Annotated in this window: 16 protein-coding genes; 6 read left to right on the top strand and 10 right to left on the bottom strand. The window is 70.9% G+C overall.

What is annotated here, in order from left to right; translation table 11 throughout:
- The first annotated feature begins 54 nt into the window (after nt 1-54).
- The 3 genes from thiO to GGQ54_RS13225 are packed head-to-tail and all read left to right on the top strand — an operon-like array spanning nt 55 to nt 2,164.
- Entirely contained in the window at nt 55-1,182 is a 1,128-nt protein-coding gene (gene thiO, locus GGQ54_RS13235; RefSeq protein WP_179445811.1) for a glycine oxidase ThiO, read from the top strand.
- 2 nt (nt 1,183-1,184) lie between these two features.
- Nucleotides 1,185-1,379: a sulfur carrier protein ThiS gene (gene thiS / locus GGQ54_RS13230; RefSeq protein WP_179445810.1), complete on the top strand. Its 195-nt coding sequence runs from the start codon at nt 1,185-1,187 to the stop codon at nt 1,377-1,379.
- Between the two features lie 2 nt (nt 1,380-1,381).
- A complete protein-coding gene (locus tag GGQ54_RS13225) occupies nt 1,382-2,164 on the top strand; it encodes a thiazole synthase (RefSeq protein WP_281370023.1) in 783 nt (260 codons plus the stop codon).
- A 10-nt stretch (nt 2,165-2,174) separates the two neighbouring features.
- On the opposite strand, the gene GGQ54_RS13220 is transcribed toward GGQ54_RS13225, so the two are convergent.
- Nucleotides 2,175-3,446 (bottom strand): hypothetical protein, encoded by a 1,272-nt coding sequence (locus GGQ54_RS13220; protein WP_179445809.1) that lies wholly within the window; start codon nt 3,444-3,446, stop codon nt 2,175-2,177.
- Nucleotides 3,447-3,613: 167 nt separating this feature from the next.
- Between GGQ54_RS13220 and pknB the strand changes: the two genes are divergently transcribed.
- Nucleotides 3,614-5,740, top strand: a complete 2,127-nt coding sequence (gene pknB, locus GGQ54_RS13215; protein WP_179445808.1) for a Stk1 family PASTA domain-containing Ser/Thr kinase — start codon at nt 3,614-3,616, stop codon at nt 5,738-5,740.
- Between the two features lie 59 nt (nt 5,741-5,799).
- Here the strand turns inward: pknB and GGQ54_RS13210 are convergent, their stop codons facing one another.
- The 8 genes from GGQ54_RS13210 to GGQ54_RS13175 all read right to left on the bottom strand — a co-directional run bounded on the left by GGQ54_RS13210 (nt 5,800) and on the right by GGQ54_RS13175 (nt 13,657).
- Nucleotides 5,800-6,783 (bottom strand): hypothetical protein, encoded by a 984-nt coding sequence (locus GGQ54_RS13210; RefSeq protein WP_179445807.1) that lies wholly within the window; start codon nt 6,781-6,783, stop codon nt 5,800-5,802.
- Between the two features lie 2 nt (nt 6,784-6,785).
- Complete coding sequence (locus tag GGQ54_RS13205; protein WP_179445806.1) at nt 6,786-7,430, bottom strand: MBL fold metallo-hydrolase; 645 nt, start codon at nt 7,428-7,430, stop codon at nt 6,786-6,788.
- Nucleotides 7,431-7,467: 37 nt separating this feature from the next.
- Nucleotides 7,468-8,496: a threonine aldolase family protein gene (locus tag GGQ54_RS13200; RefSeq protein WP_179445805.1), complete on the bottom strand. Its 1,029-nt coding sequence runs from the start codon at nt 8,494-8,496 to the stop codon at nt 7,468-7,470.
- Nucleotides 8,497-8,510: 14 nt separating this feature from the next.
- The gene (locus GGQ54_RS13195; RefSeq protein WP_179445804.1) at nt 8,511-9,926 is read right to left on the bottom strand and encodes a class II 3-deoxy-7-phosphoheptulonate synthase; all 1,416 of its coding nucleotides are present in this window, start codon (nt 9,924-9,926) and stop codon (nt 8,511-8,513) included.
- A gap of 10 nt (nt 9,927-9,936) precedes the next feature.
- Complete coding sequence (locus GGQ54_RS13190; RefSeq protein ID WP_179445803.1) at nt 9,937-10,326, bottom strand: hypothetical protein; 390 nt, start codon at nt 10,324-10,326, stop codon at nt 9,937-9,939.
- Between the two features lie 354 nt (nt 10,327-10,680).
- Complete coding sequence (argG, locus tag GGQ54_RS13185) at nt 10,681-12,096, bottom strand: argininosuccinate synthase (RefSeq protein WP_179445802.1); 1,416 nt, start codon at nt 12,094-12,096, stop codon at nt 10,681-10,683.
- Between the two features lie 47 nt (nt 12,097-12,143).
- Entirely contained in the window at nt 12,144-12,911 is a 768-nt protein-coding gene (locus GGQ54_RS13180; protein ID WP_179445801.1) for a lysophospholipid acyltransferase family protein, read from the bottom strand.
- Nucleotides 12,908-13,657: a 1-acyl-sn-glycerol-3-phosphate acyltransferase gene (locus GGQ54_RS13175; RefSeq protein ID WP_179445800.1), complete on the bottom strand. Its 750-nt coding sequence runs from the start codon at nt 13,655-13,657 to the stop codon at nt 12,908-12,910. Before GGQ54_RS13175 ends, GGQ54_RS13180 begins: the two co-directional genes overlap by 4 nt.
- Before the next feature lie 62 nt (nt 13,658-13,719).
- Here GGQ54_RS13175 and GGQ54_RS13170 point away from each other — a divergent pair, with 62 nt between their 5' ends.
- A complete protein-coding gene (locus tag GGQ54_RS13170; protein WP_343045961.1) occupies nt 13,720-14,496 on the top strand; it encodes an alpha/beta hydrolase in 777 nt (258 codons plus the stop codon).
- 19 nt (nt 14,497-14,515) lie between these two features.
- Here GGQ54_RS13170 and GGQ54_RS13165 read toward each other — a convergent pair whose 3' ends face one another.
- On the bottom strand, nt 14,516-15,055 hold the full coding sequence (locus GGQ54_RS13165) for a MarR family winged helix-turn-helix transcriptional regulator (RefSeq protein ID WP_218843867.1): 540 nt from the start codon (nt 15,053-15,055) through the stop codon (nt 14,516-14,518).
- Between the two features lie 106 nt (nt 15,056-15,161).
- On the opposite strand from GGQ54_RS13165, the gene GGQ54_RS13160 reads away from it, so the two are divergent.
- Entirely contained in the window at nt 15,162-15,977 is an 816-nt protein-coding gene (locus GGQ54_RS13160; protein ID WP_179445799.1) for an SDR family NAD(P)-dependent oxidoreductase, read from the top strand.
- The last annotated feature ends 3 nt before the right edge of the window (nt 15,978-15,980 follow it).

Raw genomic sequence — 15,980 nt, 5'->3', positions numbered from 1 at the left:
CTCACCATAGAGGAAACACCGGGCCCGCTGGCGTCGCGGACTAGGATCGGATGAGTGGATGTGGTGATCATCGGGGATGGCCTGATCGGCTCGGCCATCGCCTGGCGGCTGGCCGAGCGGGGCTGCACCGTCTCCGTGATCGGCACGTCCTCCCCTGCCGCGGCGTCCGGGGTGGCGGCCGGGATGCTGGCACCGGTGACCGAGGCCACCTTCACCGACACCGCGATCGTGGGCCTGAACCTCGCCTCGCTGGCCCGCTTCGCCGACTTCGCGGCCGAGCTGGAGGCCGCCTCCGGGCTGCCGGCCGGGCTGTCCCGGGAGCCGACGCTGTCCGTCGCCGCCGATGCCGACGACGTGGCGCGGTTGCGCGACTTCGCCGGATTCCTCACCGAGCGCGGCATGATCGACTCGCCCGAGTTGATCGTCGGCCGCGAGCTACGCCGCCGCGAACCCCTGCTGGCGCCGACGGTACGGGCGGGCCTGCCGGTCGAGCGGGACTGGTCGGTCGACAACCGTCGGCTGTGGGCCGCGCTGCGCGAGGCCGGCGGGCGCGCCGGCGTGCGTCGGCTGTCGGGTCGCGTCGTCGCGGCCGGCGGCGGGTACGCCGAACTCGCCGACGGGCGTACCGTCCGCGGCGATGTCGCCATCGTTGCCGCGGGCGCCTGGTCGGGGACGCTGGAGCTGGGATTCCGGCTGCCGGTCCGCCCGGTGAAGGGCGTGATCGCGCGCCTGCGAGCGGGCCGGGTGCCGCGGCCGCGGGGGACCGTGCGGGCGTTCAGCTCGGGCTTCGAGGTCTACCTGGTGCCGCGCGTCGACGGCGAGATCGTGATCGGCGCCAGCGTGGAGGATGTCGGCTTCGACGATGCCGCCACGGCGGGCGCGGTGTATGAGCTGCTCCGCGATGCTCGCCGGGTGCTGCCCGCCGCGGCCGAGTACGCCGTCGACGAGATTTCCGTCGGATTCCGCCCGGCCACCCCGGACAACCTGCCCTTCCTCGGAGCTTCCCCGGTCGACGGGCTGCTGCTCGCCACCGGGCACTATCGCAACGGCGTACTGCTCACCCCCATCACCGCCGACACGATCAGCGCCCTGGTCGTTGACGGCGAGTTGCCCGAGGTCGCCCGGCCGTTCGGTTGGTCACGGCTCGCGGCGCCCACCCGACCCGAGACCGTGAGGAACTGACGATGTTGATCACTGTCAATGCCGAACCCCGCGAGGTCACCGACGGCACGACCATCGCCGATCTGGTTGCCGAGTTGCCCCATCGCGGAGTCGCGGTTGCCGTCGACGGCACGGTGGTACGCCGCAGCCAGCACGCCGAGCGCACGCTCGCCGAGGGCGATCGGGTCGAGATCGTCACCGCGGTCCAAGGAGGTTGATCATGGAGCAACCGGAACTGCCGCAGTCGATGCGGATCGCCGATGTCGAGTTCTCCTCCCGGTTGATCATGGGCACCGGCGGCGCACCCAGCATGAGCGTGATGCGCGATGCCCTGGTGGCCAGCGGCACCGAGCTGACCACTGTGGCGATGCGCCGGATCGACCCGAATGCGCCGGGATCGCTGATCGAGCTGCTGGACGAGCTGGGGATCGGGGTGTTGCCGAACACCGCCGGCTGCTTCACCGCGGCCGAGGCCGTGCTGACCGCGCAACTTGCCCGGGAGGCCCTCGAGACGAACTGGGTGAAGCTGGAGGTGATCGCCGACGAGCTGACCCTGCTGCCCGACCCGATCGAGCTGGTCGAGGCGGCCGAGCAGTTGGTCGCCGACGGCTTCGTCGTGCTGCCCTACACCAATGATGATCCGATCCTCGCGCGCAAGCTGGAGGACGCCGGCTGTGCGGCCGTGATGCCGCTGGGGGCGCCGATCGGCTCGGGACTCGGGATTCGCAATCCGCACAACATCGAGCTGATCGTCGGTGCCGCCGGCGTACCGGTGATCCTCGACGCCGGCATCGGCACTGCCTCGGAGGCGGCGCTGGCGATGGAGCTCGGCTGCGCGGGAGTGCTGCTCGCCTCCGCCGTCACCCGCTGCCGGGCGCCCGCCCGGATGGCGAGGGCGATGCGGCTGGCGGTGGAGGCCGGCGCGCTGGCGGCCGGGGCGGGCCGGATCCCGCCGCGCCGCTACGCCGAGGCGAGCACGGCGATGGCGGGCCGGATCGACTGATCCGGGTCGGTCAGCGCAGATCCTCCGGACCGCTACCCGGCTGCCCGTAGCCGGGCTGCTGGCCGTAGCCCGGTTGTTGCTGCCCGTACCCCTGCTGTTGCTGGCCGTAACCCGGCTGCTGCCCGTAACCCGGCTGCTGCTGGCCGTAACCCGGCTGCTGCTGCCCGTACCCCGGCTGCTGCTGCCCGTAGCCCGGCTGCTGGCCGTACCCAGGCTGTTGCTGCCCGTACCCCGGCTGCTGTTGTCCGTAGCCCGGGGCGGGGTAGGCCCCGTAGGCCTGGACCGGGTCGCCCATCCCCTGGTCGCGACGACGGATCAGGTCGATGTAGTAGATGGTGTTGTAGGCGGTCGCGAACGGCGTGCTCAGCAACGAGACCAGCAGGGGCGGGATCGAAAGCACCAGCATCACCGGGATCAGCGCAGCCATCACGGCGGTCGGATCGGAGCTGGAGTCCATTCCGGACGTCAGGGAGGAGCCGATCACCTGCCCCGGGACCTGCGCGATGGAGGTGACCACGCTGATCAACAACCCGAGCAGCAGGTAATAGCCGAGGGTGCGGAAGAAGAAGCCCCGGGTGAGGTCCCAGGCCCGCTTCAGCGCCGTCATCCCGCCGAGTTCCTCCACCGCCAGCACCGGCAACAACACGTACAGCCGGACGCCGATGATGATGGCCACCACCCAGACCGCGAAGCCGAGGAAGAACATCAGGAAGCCTGCGCCGACCATGGCCCCGGCCGCTCCGGCAGCGGAGTCCGACGAGGAACCGCCGGACACGGACGCAGCGATGACCGACATGGCGATGCCGGCGAACACGGCGAAGAAGATGCCGCCGACCACGAGCGCCACCGCGGTGAAGAACAAGGCGATGCCCAGCACCCGCCCCATCAGACCGCGGGTCCTGGCCCACAGCTCCCCAATGCTCGGATCGCCGCCCGCCGCCAGGTCGTAGGTGAGCAGGGCCATCATCCCCTGGGTCCTGACCAGGAACAGGACCAACAACACGCTCGCCACGAAGACGATCAGCACCCCGAGCACGACGAATCCGACAATCGTGCCCGCCCCGGTTTCTCCGGTCGCAGCGCCGACGGCCATCGCGGCGATGAGTCCCAGGGCGAGCGTGATCACCAGCACATAGGCCAGGGTCGCGGCGACGGGCAGCAGTGCCAGGCCGAGATACCGTCCGAAACGGGCCTTCATGGCGGCGAACGCACCGCTGAACACATCGCCGAGACCGAGGGCGTGCGGCGGGATGATCGGGGCGAGCGGCACGGGAGAGCTCATGCGCCCATCCTGTCAGCCGGCCGGGGCAACGGGGCCGGGGCACGCCGATGCCGTCGCTTCCCGGCCCTCGCTTGGCGCTCCCTCTAGACTCGGCCCTGGCAGCCGGCGTCCCGCGCCGGATGCCGACAGACCGCGGTACCTTCCCCTTTCGACCGCCGGAGTAGTTGATGACCATGACGCAGATGGGCGACCCGTTGATCGGTCATGTGCTCGATGGCCGCTACGAGGTCACCGATCGCGTCGCCCGCGGCGGCATGGCGACGGTCTATCTGGCCACCGATCAACGGCTGACCCGCACCGTCGCCGTCAAGGTGATGCAGGAGGGGCTGGGCGCCGACGAGGACTTCGTCGCCAAGTTCGATCGCGAGGCCCGCTCGGCCGCCCGACTGTCGCATCCCAATGTCGTCTCGGTCTTCGACCAGGGCCACGATGGCGACCGGCCCTACATCGTGATGGAACACATCGCCGGCGGGACGCTGCGGCAGTTGATGAACCGCGCCGGCGTGCTGGAACCGCTGCGGGCGCTGGAGCTGATCGAGCCCGTGCTGGCGGCGCTCGCGGCGGCGCACGAGGCCGGCATCGTGCACCGCGATGTCAAGCCCGAGAACGTCCTGATCACCGACCGCGGTCAACTCAAGGTCGCCGATTTCGGTCTGGCCCGCGCGATCAGCGCGCAGACCATCACCGCGAACCAGGGCCTGCTGATCGGGACGGTCTCCTATCTCCCACCGGAGCTGGTGCTGCACGGCCGCGCGACGCCCCGTTCCGATGTCTACAGCGCCGGGGTGGTGTTGTTCGAGATGTTGACCGGTAGCAAGCCGCACACCGGCGACACCCCGATCCAGGTCGCCTGGGCGCACGTGCACAACGACATCGAGCCGCCCTCGCAGCGCCTGGACACGTCCTGGCGGCACACCCGCACGGCCATCCCGCCCTATCTCGACGCACTGGTGCAGTCCGCGACCCGCCGCGAACCGACGCAGCGGCCGGCCGATGCGCGCGGCCTGCTCGCGGCGGTACGCGAGGCACGCGCGGCCCTGGGCAGCGGCGTGATGGACGACCCCGCGCTGACCGCCCGGTTCCGCTCGCTCGCACCGTTCGACGGCGCCGACGACCGCACGCAGGCCTTCGACCGGCCGACCCAGGTACGCGACACACAGGTACGCGACACACCGGTACGCCCCGCTCCGGTGCGGCCCGCGCGCCCACCGCGGCCGGCGACGCCCGTGCACACGCCGCTGTCGCCGAGCGTGCCGTGGGCCGAACGCAGCACCGACCGCGCGACCCCGGTGCCGATCGGCCCGCCGCCGGAGCCCGGGCGTACCGCACTGCTGCCGGCACAGCCCGACGAACCACGGGCACCGTCCTCGCCGTCTCGGCACCGGCGCGAGTTGGTGGAGCGACAGCGCCGCCGACGGCGCCGCGGGTGGATCTGGCTGGTCCTGCTGACCCTGTTGGTGCTGCTGGCCGCCGCCACCGGCTGGTGGTTCGCCGAGGGCCGGTTCACCGCGGCGCCGACCGTCGCCGGGATGACCCAGGCGCAGGCGAGCGACGCCGTCCGGCAGGCGGCCCTGCAACCGCGTACCACCGAGCGGTTCAGCGAGGACGTACCCGCCGGAGCGGTGATCGGCACCGAACCCGCCGGCGGCAGCCGACTGGAGCGCGACAGCGCGCTGACCCTGGTGGTGTCCAAGGGCCCTGAGCGGTTCGAGGCACCCGAGGTGGTCGGTTCCTCCCTCGACGATGCCCGCTCGGCCATCGAATCAGCCAGCCTCAAGGTCGGCAAGATCAGCGAACGCTGGGACGAGAAGGCGAAGAAGGGCACGGTGCTCTCCGCCGACCCGAAGGCCGGCAGTTCGCTGAAGCGGGACAGCACGGTCAACCTCGCCGTGTCGAAGGGCCCCGAGCCGATCAAGATCGGCGACTGGGTGGGCAAGGGTGCCGAGGAGGCGCGCGATGCACTCACCGAGAAGGGCTTCAAGATCAACGAGAAGACCGCGAACTCGGATTCGGTCCCGAAGGATCGGGTGATCAGCCAGGATCCGGAGTCGGGCACGGCCTTTCGTGGGGACACGATCACCATCGTCCGCTCGCTCGGCCCTGAGCTGGTCCAGATCCCCGAGGTGAAGACCAAGAGCGTCGACGAGGCGACCAAGCTGTTGAAGGAGGCGGGCTTCAAGGTCGAGTCGAAGCCCGGCCCCCAATATCTCGGGCTCGGCTATGTGATGTCGGTCGAGCCGACCGAGTCGGGCAAGGCGCCCAAGGGCTCGACGATCACGCTGCTGCTCGTCTAGTCGCACCGATCGCGACGGCAACCCGATCCGGGTGTGTCCGGTGGGCTGAGCGGCCGGTGTCAGGGGCGGGAGGCGGGTGGTGGGCCGGTGAGCGCGCCGGGCCGCCAGCCCTGACCGCCGATGCCGCCGGCCGGCGCCGTCGTGGGCGGGGCCCAGTTGAGCGTGGGCGGGGCCGGGCGGCGCTCGACGAGGTCGCGCTCGTAGAGCGTCTGGGCCGCCGTGAGGTACGCCACCGAGAACAGCGCGACCACCGGCGCCAGGACGATCGTGAGCAGCAGTGAGGCCCAGCCGGCGCCGAGCTGGGACCCGGCATCGGCACCCGGATTGGCCGCGGCGGCCAGCAGCGCGACCGGTAGCAGGGCGAGCACCCGGAGCAGCCAGGTCAGCGCCCCGAGCATGGTCACCCAACCCAGCGTGCGGGCCGTGTGTCCGGCGGTCAGTCGCCACGCCTCGCCCAGTGCCCGCACCCCTCCCGCGCGGCCGAGCGCCAGCACCGGCAGCAGGGGGTACAGCCGGGCGCCGACCACCGTCCACGCCGCGCCCGCGATCAGCACGGTGACGATCACCGGGATGAGTTGCGGCTCCGCGGTGCCGTACAGCCACCGGGCGATGAGCCAGACCAATCCGCTGCCGACCAGCAACACCACGCCCGCGCCGAGCAGGACAAGTCCCGTCGCGCGCCCGAAGAACCCGCGGCTGCGCCGCGCGGCATCGGCGACACCGATGCTCTCCCCCTGCGCGGTTGCGTGCGTCAGGGCACTGATCATGGCCAGCACTCGGAGGTTGACCAGCGCGCCGATCACGACCAGGGCCACGCCGAGCGCGCCGAGCAGGCCGGAGGTGAAGCCGTCGAGGCGACCCGGCTGCAGCGCGACGGCGATGGCGGCGGGCACCGCCAGCGCGACCGTGCCCAGGAGTGCCGGGGCGATCGACAACACGGCGTACGCCAACGGCCGGCGACGCAGGCATTGCCAGGCCGCGACCAGGATGTCACCGGGGTGATCGCGACCCGGCCGACCCAGCGCAGGAAGCTGGTGCGCCACGCTCAGACCTCCGCGGGCTCGCCGACCGTCAGGTCGACCAGCTCGGTATCGGTCAGCTCGCCCAACCGTCCACGGAACAGGCCGAGGTAGCGATCGTTGACCAGCCCCTCGTGTATTCCGAAGGCGCGCGGCGCGCCGACCGCGCGGACGAAATCGATGTGCTCCTTCATCGCCGCCCACGGGCCCATCACAGGCAGGGCCAGAATGTCGACGCCGCCGGGAACGGTGGCCAGCGAGTCGCCCGGGTGGAACAGCCGGGCTCCGCCCGGCGCGCCGATCACAAAGCCGACGTTGCCGATCAATGGGATGTCGCGATGGATCTCGGCATGGGTGCCGCCGACCGCGCGGACCTCGACGCCGCCGATGCGAAGCGCCGAGTCGGGCCCGAAATCCTCGGCCCGATCCGCGATCGCCGTGATCGCCTCGCGTACCTGCGGCTCGACCAGCACCCGCGCCTCGGGATTCGCCGTCAGCAGGCCGGGCAGCCGCTCGGGATCGGCATGGTCGGCATGCTGATGGGTGATCAACACGGCATCGAGCCCGGTCAACCCGACCCAGCCGTCGCCGAAGTTGCCCGGATCGATCAGCAGCCGGGTCCCGGCTTCCTCGACCAGCACGGCCGAATGCCCGAGGTGGGTGATCTTCATGCCCACCAAGTTACCCGGGCCTGCGGGCCACCCGGGCTCAGGCGAGCAGGTCGCCGACCAGTCGCCCGGCGCGTTCGCAGTCGGCGGCGGACACGTCGCGGTGGGTGACGGCGCGCAGCACGGACGGACCCATCGCGCTGATCAGGACGCCGGCGTCGCGGGCGCGCTCGGCGAGTTCGCCGGCCTTGCGCTCGCCGGTGTCGATCCGGACCAGATTGGTCTGCACGGTGGCCAGGTCGACCGCCTGCGGTGCCCGCTCGGCGATCGCCGCGGCGAACCGCCGCGCCGACTCGTGGTCCTCGGCCAGCCGGGGCAGCTCGTGATCGAGCGCGTAGTCGCACGCGGCCGCCAGCACCCCGGCCTGGCGCATCCCGCCGCCCAGCCGCTTGCGGAGCACCCTGGCCTCGGCGATCCGGTCGGCCGAGGAGACCAGCACGGAGCCGACCGGCGCCCCCAGCCCCTTGGAGAAACACACGCTGACCGTGTCGAAGAGCGCACCGTAGTCGGCCAGCGGTACGCCGGTCGCCGCGTGCGCGTTCCACAGCCTGGCCCCGTCCAGATGGGTGGCGATGCCCAGGGGTTCGCAGAACCTGCGTACCCGGACCAGCTCGGCCAGCGGCTGGATCCGGCCGCCGGAGAAGTTGTGGGTGTTCTCCAGGGCGATGGCCGCGGTCGAGACCAGATAGGGGCCCGCGTCGGGGCTGGCCAGCTCCGCGAGCACGTCGGCGGGTGGCGTACCGTCCGGCGTGAACCAGGTCCGCATGGTCACCCCGAACCAGGCGGCGTGCCCGCCGAGCTCGGCCCGCGCGATGTGCGCCCGGGCGTCGCACAGGACCTCCATGCCGCGCGGCACGAGCGCGGCGACGCCGAGCATGTTGGTCATCGAACCGGTCGGGCAGAACAGCGCCGCCTCGTGCCCGAACAGGTCCGCGACCCGCTCCTCCAGGGCGTTCAGCGTCGGATCCTCGCCGTAGACGTCGTCGCCGACCTCGGCCGACGCCATGGCCGCGATCATCCCGGGACTCGGCCGGGTCAGGGTGTCCGAGCGCAGGTCGACCGGACTCATCGTCTCTCCCGCGCTCACGCGGGCAGGTCGGCCCGCGCGGGGGCGAGCTCGTTGCCCGACTGTTCGAGGTCGCGCAGCCCGCGCCGGACCCGGCCGTCGGTGAGCCGCTGGGAGACCAGGAAGGCCAGCTCCAGGGACTGGTTGCGATTCAGCCGCGGGTCGCACAACGACTCGTACCGATTGCCGAGATCGCCCTCGGCAAGATCATCGGCGCCGCCGACACACTCGGTGACGTCGTCTCCGGTCAGCTCGACATGGATGCCGCCGGGCCAGGTGCCGAGTTGATCATGGACGTCGAAGAAGCCGTTGACCTCGTCCATCACGTCGCCGAAGGCGCGGGTCTTGTAGCCGTTGGCCGCCTCGAAGGTGTTGCCGTGCATGGGATCGCAGATCCACACCACTTCGCGGCCGCTCGCGCTCACGCCTTCGATCACGTCCGGCAGCAGGTCGCGGATCTTCTTCGCGCCCATCCGGGTGATGAAGCTGATTCGGCCGGGCTCGTGATCGGGATCGAGCCGGTCGGCCAGCGCCAGCGCATCCGCGGCGGTCGTGGTCGGGCCGAGCTTGATGCCGATCGGGTTGCGGACGTGGCGCAGCATCTCGACGTGCGCGCCGTCGAGCTGCCGGGTCCGCTCGCCGATCCAGACGAAGTGGCCGGACACGTTGTAGGGGCGCTGGGTACGCGAGTCGACCCGGGTCAGCGCGTGCTCGTACTCCAACAGCAGCGCCTCGTGGGAGGCGAACAGGTCGACGCTGCGCATGGCGTCGTCGTCCAGCCCGCAGGCGACCATGAACGCCAGCGCGCGGTCGATCTCGTCGGCCAGTTGCTCCCACTGCTTGCCGACGGGCGAGCTCTTCACCCAGTCGGCGTTCCAGGAATGCACTTGCGCGAGGTGGGCGAAGCCGCCGGTGACGAAGGCGCGGGTCAGGTTCAAGGTGGCGGCCGAGGCGTTGTAGACCTCCAGCAGCCGGCGCGGGTCCGGGGTCCGCGCCTCGGGGGTGAACGCGAAGCCGTTCACCGCGTCGCCCTTGTAGACCGGCAGCGTCACGCCGCCGCGGGTCTCGGTGTCCTTGGAGCGCGGCTTGGCGTACTGCCCCGCCAACCGGCCGATCTTGACCACCGGCACCTGGGCGGCGTAGGTCAACACCACGGCCATCGCCAACAGCACCCGCAGCTTGCCCTGGATGTTGGCGGCGGTGACGCCGGCGAAGGTCTCGGCGCAGTCGCCGCCCTGCAGCACGAAGCCCTCGCGCCGCGCGACCTGGGCCAGCTTGCCGCGCAGGTCGTCGCACTCGCCGGCGAACACCAGCGGCGGCCGCTGCTCCAGCTCCTTGACGACCTCGGTCACGGCCGAGGCGTCGGGATAGGCCGCCTGGTGCAACGGGTTGCGCGCATGCAGGTCGGCCAGCGACGGAAAGGCTTCGGGCATGGGCAACAGCCTAGTTCGTCGCCTCCTCGCGGCCCGAATCGTCTCTCATCTCGTCATCGGCGAGCCACCGTACGCATCCGGCCGCATCATCGACGGTCACCGTCAGTACCCGCCCCTCGGTGAGCGCGAACGCCACGCCCTCCCCGGCCCGCACAACCACCGCGGCCTTGCGAAAGAACCGCAAGCTACCCCGGTAGCCCCAGCCCCCATGCTGCATTGGCGCCACGCGAACAACACGAGCCGACAAGATCTCGGCACGAGGAATCTCGAGCCTCGGAAACCGTGGCGTGGAAAAGCCAATCCGCAATTTCTCGCGATCAATGCGAAGGTCAACCTTGAAAAACATCACACACAACAATGCCAGCACCAGCGCGGTCGATGAAAAGAGCACCGCGCCCATCACGGACACTCTCGCTATCCACATTGACGCAACCCCGCCCACGATAACGCAAGTCACCGAAACAGCCGGGAAAATTTTCGACCATGCGCCCCCTCTCCAGACGCTCATCGGATCCATCTGGACACCCCTCCTCGAATCCTCGCGACGGAAGCGGTGCGGGTTACGACTCGGGGGCATCCGCTTCAGAAGAAAGCCTAGCCGAGAATCACGACGCGCCGATCGCAATTTCTCCGAAGCTCCAGATCCCGAGAAGAAGCGGGGCACACAAAAACAAGACCAACTCCATGCGTGCTCTTGATCACGGCGCCACAGCCGATCACGAGGTGCACGCAGTGCCCACGACAACAGGATGGCTCAGTCGGTGCCCGATTCCATCGCCGCCCGGTCCAGCGCCTCGGCGTCGTCGTCGGGGCCGACGCCACCGGCGATGGCCCGGGCACCCCCGGGAGTCAGATCCCCGACCAGGTCGGCGGTGGCGCCACCGACGATGCCGCGCAGGGCGTACTGCTCCAACCGGGCGCGGGAATCGGCGATGTCGAGATTGCGCATGGTGAGCTGGCCGATCCGCTCGGTCGGGCCGAAGGCGGCATCGGCGACCCGCTCCATCGACAGCTTGTCCGGGTGGTAGCTCAGGCCGGGGCCGGTGGTGTCGAGGATCGAGTAGTCCTCGCCGCGGCGCAGCCGCAGCGTCACCGTGCCGGTGACCGCCGAGCCGACCCAGCGCTGCAACGACTCGCGCAGCATCAGCGACTGCGGGTCGAGCCAGCGGCCCTCATACATCAGCCGCCCCAGCCGGCGACCCTCGGCGTGATAGGCGCTGAGCGTGTCCTCGTTGTGGATGCCGGTCAGCAGCCGCTCGTAGGCGATGTGCAGCAGCGCCATCCCGGGCGCCTCGTAGATGCCGCGGCTCTTGGCCTCGATGATCCGGTTCTCGATCTGGTCTGAGATCCCGAGCCCGTGCCGCCCGCCGATCGCATTGGCCTCCAGAACCAGGTCGACGGCGGAGGCGAAGCCCTGCCCGTTGATCGCGACCGGCCGGCCCTGCTCGAAGGCGAGGGTGACCTCCTCGGGCTTGATCTCGATCTCGTCGTTCCACGACGCGACGCCCATGATCGGATCGACGATCTCGGCGCCGGTGTCCAGGTGCTCCAGCCGCTTGGCCTCGTGCGTGGCACCCCAGATGTTGGCATCGGTGGAGTACGCCTTCTCGGCCGACGCCCGGTACGGCAGACCGCGCTCGGTGAGCCACTGCGACATCTCGCTCCGACCGCCCAGCTCGGCGACGAAGTCGGCATCCAGCCACGGCTTGTAGATGCGCAGGTTCGGGTTGGCGAGCAGGCCGTAGCGGTAGAACCGCTCGATGTCGTTGCCCTTGTAGGTGGAGCCGTCGCCCCAGATCTCCACGCCGTCGTCCTTCATCGCGCGGACCAGCAGCACGCCGGTGACCGCGCGGCCGAGCGGGGTGGTGTTGAAGTAGGTACGCCCGGCCGTGCGGATGTGGAAGGCGCCGCACTGGAGCGCGACCAGCCCCTCCTCGACCAGCGCCTGCCGGCAGTCGACCAGCCGCGCCAGCTCGGCGCCGTACTCCCCCGCGCGGTCCGGGACCGAGGCGATGTCGGGCTCGTCGGCCTGGCCGAGGTCGGCGGTGTAGGTGCACGGCACCGCGCCCTTCTCGCGCATCCAGGCGACGGCGACGGAGGTGTCGAGGCCGCCGGAGAAGGCGATGCCGACGCGTTCGCCGACGGGCAGGGAACTCAGGACCTTGGGCATGCCCCGAGCGTACGCATAAGTTTTCCAGAAGTCGAATAAGTATGCGGTCAGCTCGCCGGCTCGATGAAGGTACGCGGGGCGTACTCGTCCACATAGACCTGCCCGGTCAGCGCCCGGATCGCCTGCATCACCTGATCGGTGGCGGCCCGCAGCGCGCCGCGGTCGTGGGCCCTGCCGACGAACGCGGTCAGGTCCAGCGGCGGGCCGAAGCGCACCGTCGGGGAGTGGACCTTGCCGAAGTGGCGGTCCTTGGGCGCGATCTTGTCCGTGCCGATCACCCCCGCGGGCACCACCGGCGCGCCCGTCGTCAGAGCGAGCCGGGCGATGCCGGTGCGGCCCTTGTAGAGGCGACCGTCGGGCGAGCGCGTACCTTCGGGAAAGATCCCGAACAGCTCGCCGCGCCGCAGCACCTGCGCGCCGGCGGCCAGCGCCGCCTCGCTCGCCCGGCCGCCGGACCGATCGATCGGCACCTGCCCGGTGCCGGAGAAGAACCCGCGTTGCAGGAATCCCTTGAGCCCGGACCCGGTGAAGTAGTCCGACTTCGCCACATAGGTGATTCGCCGCTTCAACGCGATCGGCGTGAACAGCCAGTCCGCCACCGAGAGGTGATTGCTGGCGATGATCGCCGGGCCGTCGACCGGCACATGTTCCAGCCCCTCGACCTTCGGTCGGAAGATCGCCTTCACCACCGGGCTCAGCGTCGACTTCAACAGCCAGTACGCGGCACCGCCGCGCGTACCGTCGTCGACGTCGCCCCCGGCCGGGACCAGTTCGTTGCGCGGCCGGTTCGCGTCTGCGGCGTCCGGGTCGCTCATCGGGACTCCACGGCGGGCGGGGTACGCCCGAAGCCGGGCCGGGGCAGGCGCCGCTCGGCCAGCTCGGCCTCGTCGTACTGGCCCGACTTCACGCTGCTGCCGTAGACATCGACATAGTCCTGGCCCGACAGCTCCATGATGCCGTTCATGATCTCGTCGGTGACGAAGCGCAGCACATTGCGATCGGTCGACCGGTCGTGCCAGGCGGAGAAATCCATCGGCTCGCCGAACACCACGCCGGGCCGGTTCACCATCGGCATCCCGAGCGGGCCGCGGACGCCCTCGGTGTTGCTCACCGCGACCGGGATCACCGGGACCCCGGCCGACAGCGCCAGCCGCGCCACGCCGGTGCGGCCCTTGTAGAGCCGCCCGTCCGGTGACCGGGTGCCCTCGGGGAAGATCGCCAACAGGTTGCCCGAGCGCAGCACGTCCGTCACCTCGCCCATGGCCGCCGCGCTGGCGCGCCCGCCCGAGCGATCCATCGGCACCTGCCCGACCGCCCGGAGGAAGGCGGCGACCACCCGCTGCGGGAGCGTCCTGCCCTGGAACAGCTCGGCCTTGGCCGGGAAGGTCAGCCGGCGCGGCGCCATCAGCGGAATGAGGATCGTCTCGGCGGCGCCGATGTGGTTGCTGGCCAGCACCGCGCCGCCACGGCGCGGCACGTTCTCCAGCCCGTCGGCCCACGGCCGCCACAGGACCCGCAGCACGGGCACGAACACAAGGTGCTTGAGCAGCCAGTAGACCACGGCGGCATGCTACCCCGCGCGCTTGCCGCCGCGAGCGGTCCGCGCTGGCTAGCATGCGGCGTGTGAATGCCCTGTTGTCGCCGGAGTCGTCGGTCTCCACCCAGACCTCGATGCCCGACGATGCCGCCGACGACAGGCCGGTCGGGGTCGTGTTGTGCCACGGCTTCACCGGGTCGCCGACGTCGATGGAGCCGTGGGCCGAGCACCTGCGCGCCGAGGGTTTCGCCACCTCGGTCCCGCTGCTGCCCGGGCACGGGACGACCTGGCAGGACCTGAACACGGTGCCGTGGACGCGGTGGTACGCCGCGGTCGACGAGGCCGCCACCGAGCTCGCCGCCCGCACCCGCACCCTGTTCGTGGCGGGCCTGTCGATGGGCGGCGCGCTCGCGCTGCGGCTGGCTCAGTTGCGCGGTTCGGAGATCGGCGGGCTGGTGCTGGTGAATCCCGCGGTACGCTCGGCCGACCGTCGGCTGCTGGCCCTGCCGCTGCTGCGGCGGGTGCTGGCATCGATGCCCGGGATCGCCAACGACATCGCGATGCCGGGGCAGGACGAGAACGCCTACTCGCGGACCCCCCTGAACGGGGTCGCCGCGATGATGCGGCTGTGGCGGGTGGTCCGCGCCGACCTGCCGCTGGTCGACCAGCCGGTGCTGCTGTTCCGCTCGCGTACCGACCATGTCGTCGATCCGAGCTCGGCGCGGATGATCATGCAGAAGATTTCCTCACCCGAGGCGACCGAACGGGTGCTGCACCGCAGCTGGCACGTCGCGACGCTGGACCACGACGCCGAGACGATCTTCACCGAGTCCGCCGACTTCATCCGCCGGCACGCCGGCTGAAACCACCGCGCCCGGCCGGTCAGCGGCCGGGGCGGACGATGTCGTGGCGCTCGGCCTCGCCCAGATCGGACTCGTAGCGGGCGAGTAGCGTGCGGAGCAGGTCGTTCAGGGTGCGGCACTCCTCGGCATCCAGCGCGTCGAACAGATCCGCCTCCACGCGTACCCGGGCCGCGGTGGCAGTGCGCCAGCGGCGCCGCCCGACCGCGGTGATCACGATCGGCCGGCTGCGACCGTCGCCCGCGGCGCCGGCCAGGGCGACAAAGCCCTCGGCGCTCAGCCGGGCGATCCGCGTGCTGACCGTGCCCGAGGTGAGCCCGAGCGCCGACCCCAGGGCCGTCGGCGTGATCGTGCCGCCGGAGCGGACGATGGCCGACAACGCCTCGAGGTCGCCGACGCTCAGCCCGGCCTCGCGAGCGACCAGCTCCACGGTGCGCCCGAACAGGCGCGACAGCCGGCCGATCCGTTGCCGAGCCGCCTCCACCTGCGGCGCCACCTCGGGCATCTCGGCGAGCCACTCGTCGAGCTCGCGGTCCACCGAATCCGGTTCGGCCGAACTCATGGTTGATCTCCCTTGATGCTCAAGATAGATTGCCTTGATAGTCAAGGTTAATTGTCGGGCGGAGTTCGATCAAGGAACGAACTCGATCAGGCAACAAGGAGAACGCATGACACAGCAGGTGTGGTTGATCACCGGGGCGAACGCCGGCTTCGGGCGCGCGATCGCCGAGGCCGCACGCGCGGCGGGGGATCTGGTGGTGGCGACCGCGCGCGACGTGTCCTCGCTGCGCGACTTCGACGAACCGCTGACCCTGGACGTCACCGACGCGTCGTCGGTGGACAAGGCGGTGCGCGCGGCGCTGCACCGGCACGGGCGGATCGACGTGCTCGTCAACAACGCCGGCCGCGGGCTGATCGGCGCGCTCGAGGAGTGCACCGACGACGAGCTGCGCGACCTGTTGGAGGTGAACCTGCTGGGCGCGCTGCGGACGACCCGCGCGGTCCTGCCGGCGATGCGCCGGCAACGATCGGGGCACATCTTCGCGATGTCCTCGGTGGGTGGGCGCGTCGCCAACCCGGGGCACGCGGCCTATGCGACGTCGAAGTTCGCTCTGGAGGGCATGTCGGAGGCGCTGGCCGGGGAGGTGGCGCCGTGGGGCATCCGGGTCACGATCATCGAGCCCGGCCCCTTCCGCACCGAGTTCGCCGGGCGCTCGATGGCGTACACGACCCCGATCCCCGACTACGCCGACACCCCCGCCGGGCGGTTGCGGGAGCGGTTCACCGACCAGGACGGCCGCCAGCCCAACGATCCCGCGCGGGCGGCCGAGTTCATCGTCGGGCTCACCCGCACCGATCCCGCGCCGCTGCGCGTGCCGCTCGGGCCCGAGGCGCTCAGTCGGATCGAGGCGGCGATGGGCCGCGACCTGGAGACGCTGGCGGCCTACCGCGAACAGGCCGCGGACATGCGGTTCGCGGATTGATCG

Source organism: Naumannella cuiyingiana, assembly GCF_013408305.1.
Classification (GTDB): domain Bacteria; phylum Actinomycetota; class Actinomycetes; order Propionibacteriales; family Propionibacteriaceae; genus Naumannella; species Naumannella cuiyingiana.
This window is presented reverse-complemented; position numbering and strand designations above follow the sequence as displayed.

Bases quoted from the DNA above. Each gene is read 5' to 3' on its own strand.
- thiS (WP_179445810.1), top strand. From the start codon at position 1,185: ATGTTGATCACTGTCAATGCCGAACCCCGCGAGGTCACCGACGGCACG.
- GGQ54_RS13225 (WP_281370023.1), top strand. From the start codon at position 1,382: ATGGAGCAACCGGAACTGCCGCAGTCGATGCGGATCGCCGATGTCGAG.
- GGQ54_RS13220 (WP_179445809.1), bottom strand. From the start codon at position 3,446: ATGAGCTCTCCCGTGCCGCTCGCCCCGATCATCCCGCCGCACGCCCTC.
- pknB (WP_179445808.1), top strand. From the start codon at position 3,614: ATGACCATGACGCAGATGGGCGACCCGTTGATCGGTCATGTGCTCGAT.
- GGQ54_RS13205 (WP_179445806.1), bottom strand. From the start codon at position 7,430: ATGAAGATCACCCACCTCGGGCATTCGGCCGTGCTGGTCGAGGAAGCC.
- GGQ54_RS13200 (WP_179445805.1), bottom strand. From the start codon at position 8,496: ATGAGTCCGGTCGACCTGCGCTCGGACACCCTGACCCGGCCGAGTCCC.
- GGQ54_RS13195 (WP_179445804.1), bottom strand. From the start codon at position 9,926: ATGCCCGAAGCCTTTCCGTCGCTGGCCGACCTGCATGCGCGCAACCCG.
- GGQ54_RS13190 (WP_179445803.1), bottom strand. From the start codon at position 10,326: ATGGGCGCGGTGCTCTTTTCATCGACCGCGCTGGTGCTGGCATTGTTG.
- argG (WP_179445802.1), bottom strand. From the start codon at position 12,096: ATGCCCAAGGTCCTGAGTTCCCTGCCCGTCGGCGAACGCGTCGGCATC.
- GGQ54_RS13180 (WP_179445801.1), bottom strand. From the start codon at position 12,911: ATGAGCGACCCGGACGCCGCAGACGCGAACCGGCCGCGCAACGAACTG.
- GGQ54_RS13165 (WP_218843867.1), bottom strand. From the start codon at position 15,055: ATGAGTTCGGCCGAACCGGATTCGGTGGACCGCGAGCTCGACGAGTGG.
- GGQ54_RS13160 (WP_179445799.1), top strand. From the start codon at position 15,162: ATGACACAGCAGGTGTGGTTGATCACCGGGGCGAACGCCGGCTTCGGG.